The sequence below is a fragment of the Bacillus sp. BHET2 genome (genome assembly GCF_005938125.1).
Classification (GTDB): domain Bacteria; phylum Bacillota; class Bacilli; order Bacillales; family Bacillaceae_B; genus Rossellomorea.
The window spans coordinates 52,379-60,040 of the sequence record NZ_VCQN01000009.1; the positions used below are offsets into that span (position 1 = coordinate 52,379).

Below are 7,662 nucleotides of genomic sequence, written 5' to 3' on the forward strand. Positions count from 1 at the left end.
TCTAAGTATGCAGAGAGTTAGATGTACCATCGCATATGATGGAACCTATTTTCATGGGTATCAGGTTCAACCTCAACAACGAACCGTTCAGGGGATTATAGAGGACATCTTATCTACGATCCATAAAGGTGATCGTATTCGAATCAGCGGATCTGGTCGGACGGACGCTGGTGTCCATGCAAACGGTCAGGTGTTTCATTTTGATACACCCCTGTCCATTCCAGAAGAGAAATGGCCGGTCGTCTTAAATACACGCTTACCGGATGAAGTGACCGTTAAGGAAGCTGCGTTTGTGTCGGCTGACTTCCACTCAAGGTTTTCGGTTGTGCAAAAGGAGTACCGCTACCGAGTGTATACAGGAAAATCGAGGAGTCCTTTCAATCGCCACTTTGCCCTTCACTATCCTCATTCCCTATCGGTTGAGGATATGGAGCGGGCTGCGCGGCATCTCATCGGGGAGCATGACTTCACGAGTTTCTGCTCAGCTAAGACGGAAGTAGAAGATAAAGTAAGAATCATTCACCGTATTAACATTTCTCAAAATGAGGAAGAAATCATGTTTTCCTTTGTGGGAAATGGGTTTTTGTACAATATGGTTAGAATCCTTGTGGGTACATTATTGGAGGTAGGTGCGGGCAACACCCTGGTAGAAGAGATTCCTGGAATACTCGAAGTCAGGGACCGTAATCGTGCAGGAAAGACTGCACCTCCCCATGGACTGTATCTGTGGAAGGTCGATTATGATCCTGTTTTGAAATAGGATTATAGATAAGTTATTAAAAAAAATACTAAAACAACTAATCCTGGTGTAACATTCTCTTGACAATAGACTGGGAACAAGATAATATAGCATATGGTATGTTATTAACCCCACGATAAGCCCCGGAAACTTATTGTGATTAGAAAATAAATACTACGGATTCATTAAATAGGAGGTTAAATCATGCGTACAACGTATATGGCTAAAGCCAATCAAATCGATCGTAAATGGTTCGTTGTAGATGCTGAAGGAAAAACTCTTGGACGTCTATCCAGTGAAGTTGCTTCAATTCTACGCGGAAAACACAAACCAACATTCACACCACATGTTGACACTGGTGATCATGTAATCATTCTTAATGCTTCAAAAATTGAATTAACTGGGAAAAAGTTAACGGACAAGATTTACTACCGTCACACGAATCACCCAGGTGGTTTAAAACAACGTACAGCATTAGAAATGCGTACAAATTACTCAGAGAAAATGTTAGAGCTTACTATTAAAGGTATGCTTCCAAAAGGTTCTCTAGGTCGTCAAATGTTCAAGAAATTGCATGTATATGCTGGAGCAGAACATAAGCATCAAGCACAACAACCTGAAGTTTACGAACTTCGTGGATAATTAATAAGAGGAGGTTATTATCTTGGCTCAAGTTCAATATTACGGAACTGGTCGTCGTAAGAGCTCAGTAGCTCGTGTACGTTTAGTACCAGGTAACGGAAACATTGTTATCAATGATCGTGAAGTAGAAGTTTATATCCCATTCGCAGCACTAAGAGAAGTAATTAAGCAACCACTAGTTGCAACTGAAACTCTTGGTAACTATGACGTTTTAGTAAACGTTAATGGTGGAGGCTATTCTGGTCAAGCTGGTGCGATCCGTCACGGAATCGCTCGTGCTTTACTACAAGCAGACCCTGAATACCGCGGAACTCTAAAACGCGCTGGATTATTAACTCGTGACTCTCGTATGAAAGAGCGTAAAAAATACGGTCTTAAAGGTGCACGTCGCGCGCCACAATTCTCTAAGCGTTAATTATTATTTCAAACAAAAGCTCAGCCGATTCATTCGGCTGGGCTTTTTTTGTTATTTGCAGGAGGGACGGACCTCCAATTTCGATCCAAATCCTGAACCTTGCCCTTCTCACATCAAGCTTCATCCACTTCAAACGACTGAAATTTGAGGTCCGTCCCTCAAAAAATTGGTAACAGTTACTCGAATGAAGTGGTGTGTTAAGTAGGAAAATACGTTCAAAGGGGTGGATGATCTTTGACTGTTATTACAACTTTTAATACAAAGAGACGCGAAAAGCAGATAAAGACGGAAAGAACGTTGTTGAAAGAAATTTCGATAAAGATGCTACAGGAGAGTGTCCGAAAGCATTTTGGATATATAAAGGTTCAAGGTGGCGTATTTATGCAGGAGGGTTTTGATGAGGCGTGCTTTGATGTAGCGATTGAAGCTTATCTACTTGGTGGGAAGATTAGTAAGTTTGGTTACTCCGGTGAAAATCCAGAGGTTGTTAAAAAGCGGTGTCATGATGAATTAAAGCATTTTATTGATACACTCTATAATTTCTGGCTGTATTGGTCTGAGTTGGGGGTATCGAACCAAGTAGACGAATCCTTTTATTTCTGCTGTGAGCACTTTGTAGAAACATGGTGGTCAGAAGGATATAACAAGGGTATCAAACGTCATAAACTACGCTTGAATTAATCATTTCAGTTCTAAAAACCATTCTTGTCCCATATTTTTAGTAAGGACAGCGGAGAAATTTCATCCGTGTTGAAACTGGAAGTAGGGGGACTGGAATGATCAAGAAAGTAAAGATTATCGGGATGATTTTTGCACTGGCCATTTTAATATTCATTATTCAATATAAGATTCTGGACAAGAATACATGGGATTCTTGGAATCTCCCCTTATCAGGTAAAATCGTCTATATAGATCCCGGGCACGGTGGTCCGGACGGTGGGGCCGGAGATCAGGATGCTTTGGAGAAGGATATTGCTTTAAGTGTTTCTCTAATGATAAGGGACTATCTCCAGGAACAAGGGGCTCTCGTAATCCTGACTAGGGAGAAGGACGAAGATCTCGCAGATGAAGGTACAAGGGGATACAGCCGTAGGAAAGTGGAGGATTTAAAGAAAAGGCTAAACCTGATTAATGATTCTCAAGCCGATCTATTTCTAAGCATCCACCTGAATTCCATCCCTTCTGCAAAATGGAGTGGCGCCCAAACTTTTTACAACCCAAAATATGAAGAAAACAAAGCCTTAGCGAAAGCCATTCAAGGTGAACTGACGCGGAATTTAGAAAACACGACAAGGGAAGCAAAAGGTCTTCAAAATGTCTACATCCTAAAACATGCGAAAAAGTCAGGTGCTCTCGTGGAGATCGGTTTCTTATCCAACCCAGGTGAGCGGGCTAACCTCCTTAAAGAAGACTACCAGCAAAAGATTGCTGCCTCCGTTTACCAGGGAGTACTCAATTATTTAACGATGGATAAAGACAAAGAAAAAGCTGATGAGGAATAACCTCTCAGCTTTTATTTTTTTGGCATTTTTAAAAGAACGACTTTATTATTCAACTAAAGCATTCAAAACCTTTTGAGCATTCATTAAACTAAGAATATGTTATACTGAAGGCAGTTGCTTGAAAACGAATACATAGAAAAGGGTGGATATTCATGCTAACAGAACAACAAACACGCGAACTTTTATTTGGACTAAAAGATCCTTTTTTAAATAAAACATTAGAAGAAACAAATGGCGTTGTCGAAATTGCAGTAAAAGAAGAGAAGAATCATGTAAGTGTAAAGATTGCTATTGCGAAGACAGGTACGGGAGAGCAAATGCAATTCCAACAAAAAATTGTACAGCTTTTAAAGGATAATGGAGCTGAATCTGTGGGAATCCGTTTCACTGAGCTTCCAGAAGAAGAGCTCGAAAAGCATAGAGGAGCGGGTGGAGAAGGAACGGACTTACTATCACCGGCAAGTAAGACAACCTTTATCGCGATTGCCAGCGGAAAAGGTGGCGTAGGGAAATCGACGGTTTCCGTAAACCTGGCTGTATCCTTGGCTCGTCAAGGTAAGAAGGTGGGACTTGTGGATGCCGACATTTATGGTTTTAGCGTTCCAGATATGATGGGAATCGTGAAGAGACCAGTCGTTCGTGGGGAAAGAATTATTCCAGTAGAACGTTTTGGTGTGAAAGTCATCTCAATGGGATTCTTCGTAGAGGATAATGCGCCTGTTATTTGGAGAGGGCCGATGCTAGGGAAAATGCTAAATAACTTTTTCTCTGAAGTCGAATGGGGCGAGCTAGATTATTTACTACTGGACTTGCCACCTGGAACTGGAGACGTTGCTCTGGATCTTCATACCATGCTTCCACATTGTAAAGAGATCATCGTAACGACTCCACACCCAACAGCAGCATTCGTAGCGGCTCGTGCAGGTGCCATGGCCCTTCAAACGGACCATGACATCCTTGGTGTAGTAGAGAACATGTCCTATTTTGAAAGTAAACTGACCGGCGAAAAGGAATTTGTATTCGGTCAAGGTGGCGGCGAGAAGTTGACCGAGGAGCTGCGTACCGATTTACTGGGCAAGCTTCCACTTCAACAGCCGGACTGGAACGAAGAGGACTTTGCTCCCTCGATCTATGCAGAAGATCACCGCTTAGGTCAGATCTATGGCGAAATCGCTCATAAAGTGATTGATAAACTATCTTAGATCAACGAACAAAAAAGACAAATGCAGATCATCCTGCATTTGTCTTTTTTTAAAAATGACATGGTGTTGAATGGTAAAGGAAGAACGTGATTGAGGTAATCGGTTCTCCTGACTAGTCCACAGACCTATTGGCCACCACCGCTACCAGATCCGCCAGAGTCACCTGAAGCCCCTTGTGCACCGTTAGATGATTCGCTGCCTCCACCATCACTTTTGCCGCCGCCGTCTTTCATTTCCCCGGCAGCCTTCATTAAAACATCCTGAAGCTTAGCTTTGAATAGAGGACTTTCGAATGTTTCTGTAATGACCTTTTGCAAATACTCTTTGTATTCTTGACTTTTTAATACTTCTGTAAGCTCTTTCTTAAATTCAGGATCTTTTAAAAGGTCCATCATCATTCCCTGATACTCAGGGTCCTTCATGAGATCTTTGAGTAATTTTTCGTTTCCATCCTTCATGCTCTTCGCCATGGCTTCTGCGAATTTTGGATCCTCAAATGACTTTTTCCAGAATTCCGTCCCTTTTTTGGACGTTAATGTTTTGGCAATCGTATCGGTGACAACACTCTGGTCCATAATAAGCTCAGCCTTCATTTTTTCATCAGACATGACGTCTTGGATGGCTTTCTTACCATCATCGGTTTTTAATATATCGACAACCATTTTCTTGGTTTCTTCATAATCCATTTTGCCACTGCCTGTATCCCCACCACCGCCACAAGCGGATAGAAGAACAATAATCAGTAGAAAAAGCAAGGAATGTTTTCTCATGGGTAGGCTCCTTCCATACAAATTCCCTTACCTTTAATATGAGAAATAACGAAAAAAATATGCACATGGATAACTGGAACCTAGATTTTTTAAACTTGCGTTGGTACAATCAGAAGAGTGTATCTTTTTTTATATGGAGGGAAATAGTAGTGACCATCCGCAATTGGATTCGTTTATTTATTCATACGTTAGTGATCGGTGGTGCTGTTACTGGCGTGGCAGCCCTTCTCATTCGATGGGATCAGTTCGGGCCATACGTTCAAGATGGCAACGTGATTGGCATATTATCAAGTTTACTTTGGTTCATTTTCGTGGGATTCACCTTCAGTGTCATCAGTCAGATGGGGTATTTTGCTTATTTGACAATCCATCAATTTGGAATGGGTATGTTTAAAAGCTTATGGAACCCTGTTCAACTGATACTGATCGTCCTTGTCCTGTTTGATTTGATTTATTTCAGGTTCAGAGCATTCGCAGTAGAAGGTGAGTCGTATACTCCCTATATTCTGTTGGGAATTGGGATCTTTTTTGTTGGATTACTCGTGGCTTATATGAAGAATCGACAATCAGACAATCAGACCAATACTTTTGTTTCTGCCCTATTTTTTATGATAGTTGTTACGACACTTGAGTGGTTGCCGGTTTTACTAGTGAATTCAGTGGAGTGGCTATACCTTATGCTTCTTGCCTTACTTTCGTGTAACGCTTTTCAGCTGTTGCGACTTCCTAAGTACATAGAGAAGTCTCAAATGGAAAGACAACGAAAGCAGTCAACCAAGAGCTGAACAATGAAAGCCCGCTGATGAGAATTCCAACATCAGCGGGCTTTCATTATTGTATGAGGGAAGACTTGGCGTCTCCATTAGAAATCATGTCTGAAACCGTAATGAAGTTCCCTTTTCCCTTTAACTCTTTCACAATGGCTGGCAAAGCATCCTTCGTTTGTTTAGCTGAATCCGAGGCATGAAGAAGGATGATATCCCCTTTTTTGGCCTTTTTTATATTTTGAAGAATCTCTTCTACACCAGGATTAGTCCAATCTTTCGAGTCTACGCTCCAGTGAACCACTGTCAATCCAAGAGAATCTGCAACCTTCAATGTTTCTTTATCAAAATGACCGGTTGGTACGCGTAATAATTTCACATCTTTTACATTTAGCTTCTTAAAAACTGTATCGGCTTTCAGGATATCTTGTTTTATCTTATTCGGTTCCATCTCTGTATAGTCTGAATAGGCATAACCGAGGTTTCCGACCTCATAGCCCTGCTTCACAATCTGCTCCACTAAATCAGGATGTCTCTCCGCCCAGGCCCCGGATATGAAAAAGGTAGCGGATCCCACATTCATTTTCTTTAATTCTTCAAGGATCGGTTTCGCCTTTTCATCCCCCCAGCCAATATTAAAGGTTACAGCCACACCCTTTTCTCCTTTATAAATTGCCTTTGGACCATCCTTTGTACTAAAAACAGAAAGAGTCGAAAGGTTACTGCTATAAACGAATAATGCAGTAAAGAAAGAAATCACAATGATCAAACTGATTTGCTTCAGTTTCTTCGCATTTACCGTGTGAAACGTATTCACCATCAATCCCTCCGTTCAACCGTCTATCTCTATTTAAGATATGCATGTCCTTGAAAAAAATATCTATATAATAAAAAAATGATTATAAATTTCTTTTAATGGAAAAAACTACAAATACAAACATTAAGGGGTGACATACTTGCTGGGGTTAATGATGAATGACAGAGAGAAACAAGAAATAGAGTATTTGCTTAAAAGAGAAATGGATGAAATCCTGTTTGATCTAAAGGATTCTCGAATTGATCATATCGTTAAGAGAGCAATGGATGAACGTTATAAAATTTTATTTTCCCTTTTCAAGCGGTTTGCAAGTCAAAAGGAATGTTTTAAATATATGAAGACGGCATCGAATAAGAAAGAAACGTATTAATCCGAATCAGCTTCTGCTTTCTATAAGGGCGGAAGCTTTTCTATGTTAAAAGCAGTTCAACCAACGTGAAGGAGGGAAGTGTCATGGAGGAAGGTGACCGATAATGTGCATGAGTTAATGTATTTGAAACATTTATTTAAAAAAGTTTACAAAATGTATTGACCATGCAAATAAAACTTGGTATATTAATAAGCGTCGCTGAAACGCATTGAATTATTTAGAAGAAACACCAATAAATAATTCGAATAAACAGTTGACATCACATAATGAAATGTGATAAATTAATAAAGTCGCTTCAAACGGAAGTGGCAAACATTGAACCTTGAAAACTGAACAAAACAAGACAATACGTCAACGTAAATTCTAGATTTATTTTTAAAGAGCTATTCAAACTTTTATCGGAGAGTTTGATCCTGGCTCAGGACGAACGCTGGCGGCGTG

The 7,662-nt window shown here is 40.5% G+C and carries 10 protein-coding genes; 8 read left to right on the forward strand and 2 right to left on the reverse strand.

Going from position 1 to position 7,662, the window contains the following annotated elements:
- Window positions 1–7 precede the first annotated feature (7 nt).
- The 6 genes from truA (at window position 8) to FGG79_RS20375 (ending at window position 4,500) form a co-directional block, all read left to right on the forward strand.
- The gene (gene truA / locus FGG79_RS20350) at window positions 8–760 is read left to right on the forward strand and encodes a tRNA pseudouridine(38-40) synthase TruA (RefSeq protein ID WP_138781677.1); all 753 of its coding nucleotides are present in this window, start codon (window positions 8–10) and stop codon (window positions 758–760) included.
- A gap of 183 nt (window positions 761–943) precedes the next feature.
- Entirely contained in the window at window positions 944–1,381 is a 438-nt protein-coding gene (gene rplM / locus FGG79_RS20355) for a 50S ribosomal protein L13 (RefSeq protein ID WP_098438503.1), read from the forward strand.
- Between the two features lie 22 nt (window positions 1,382–1,403).
- Complete coding sequence (rpsI, locus tag FGG79_RS20360) at window positions 1,404–1,796, forward strand: 30S ribosomal protein S9 (RefSeq protein ID WP_138781679.1); 393 nt, start codon at window positions 1,404–1,406, stop codon at window positions 1,794–1,796.
- Between the two features lie 234 nt (window positions 1,797–2,030).
- The gene (locus tag FGG79_RS20365) at window positions 2,031–2,477 is read left to right on the forward strand and encodes a DUF2521 family protein (protein ID WP_138781681.1); all 447 of its coding nucleotides are present in this window, start codon (window positions 2,031–2,033) and stop codon (window positions 2,475–2,477) included.
- A gap of 95 nt (window positions 2,478–2,572) precedes the next feature.
- Window positions 2,573–3,298: an N-acetylmuramoyl-L-alanine amidase CwlD gene (gene cwlD, locus FGG79_RS20370; protein WP_138781683.1), complete on the forward strand. Its 726-nt coding sequence runs from the start codon at window positions 2,573–2,575 to the stop codon at window positions 3,296–3,298.
- Between the two features lie 152 nt (window positions 3,299–3,450).
- A complete protein-coding gene (locus FGG79_RS20375; protein ID WP_138781685.1) occupies window positions 3,451–4,500 on the forward strand; it encodes a P-loop NTPase in 1,050 nt (349 codons plus the stop codon).
- Window positions 4,501–4,625: 125 nt separating this feature from the next.
- Here FGG79_RS20375 and gerD read toward each other — a convergent pair whose 3' ends face one another.
- Window positions 4,626–5,270 carry a spore germination lipoprotein GerD gene (gerD, locus tag FGG79_RS20380; protein WP_138781687.1) on the reverse strand — a complete coding sequence of 215 codons (645 nt, stop codon included), beginning with the start codon at window positions 5,268–5,270 and terminating at the stop codon, window positions 4,626–4,628.
- A 149-nt stretch (window positions 5,271–5,419) separates the two neighbouring features.
- Between gerD and FGG79_RS20385 the strand changes: the two genes are divergently transcribed.
- A complete protein-coding gene (locus FGG79_RS20385) occupies window positions 5,420–6,055 on the forward strand; it encodes a KinB-signaling pathway activation protein (RefSeq protein WP_138781689.1) in 636 nt (211 codons plus the stop codon).
- 46 nt (window positions 6,056–6,101) lie between these two features.
- On the opposite strand, the gene pdaB is transcribed toward FGG79_RS20385, so the two are convergent.
- Window positions 6,102–6,851 carry a polysaccharide deacetylase family sporulation protein PdaB gene (pdaB, locus tag FGG79_RS20390; protein ID WP_171051022.1) on the reverse strand — a complete coding sequence of 250 codons (750 nt, stop codon included), beginning with the start codon at window positions 6,849–6,851 and terminating at the stop codon, window positions 6,102–6,104.
- A 139-nt stretch (window positions 6,852–6,990) separates the two neighbouring features.
- On the opposite strand from pdaB, the gene FGG79_RS20395 reads away from it, so the two are divergent.
- On the forward strand, window positions 6,991–7,221 hold the full coding sequence (locus FGG79_RS20395; RefSeq protein ID WP_138781693.1) for a hypothetical protein: 231 nt from the start codon (window positions 6,991–6,993) through the stop codon (window positions 7,219–7,221).
- Window positions 7,222–7,662: the final 441 nt, after the last annotated feature.

Coding starts and splice junctions, on each gene's coding strand:
- rplM (WP_098438503.1), top strand. CDS start 944: ATGCGTACAACGTATATGGCTAAAGCCAATCAAATCGATCGTAAATGG.
- FGG79_RS20375 (WP_138781685.1), top strand. CDS start 3,451: ATGCTAACAGAACAACAAACACGCGAACTTTTATTTGGACTAAAAGAT.
- gerD (WP_138781687.1), bottom strand. CDS start 5,270: ATGAGAAAACATTCCTTGCTTTTTCTACTGATTATTGTTCTTCTATCC.
- truA (WP_138781677.1), top strand. CDS start 8: ATGCAGAGAGTTAGATGTACCATCGCATATGATGGAACCTATTTTCAT.
- cwlD (WP_138781683.1), top strand. CDS start 2,573: ATGATCAAGAAAGTAAAGATTATCGGGATGATTTTTGCACTGGCCATT.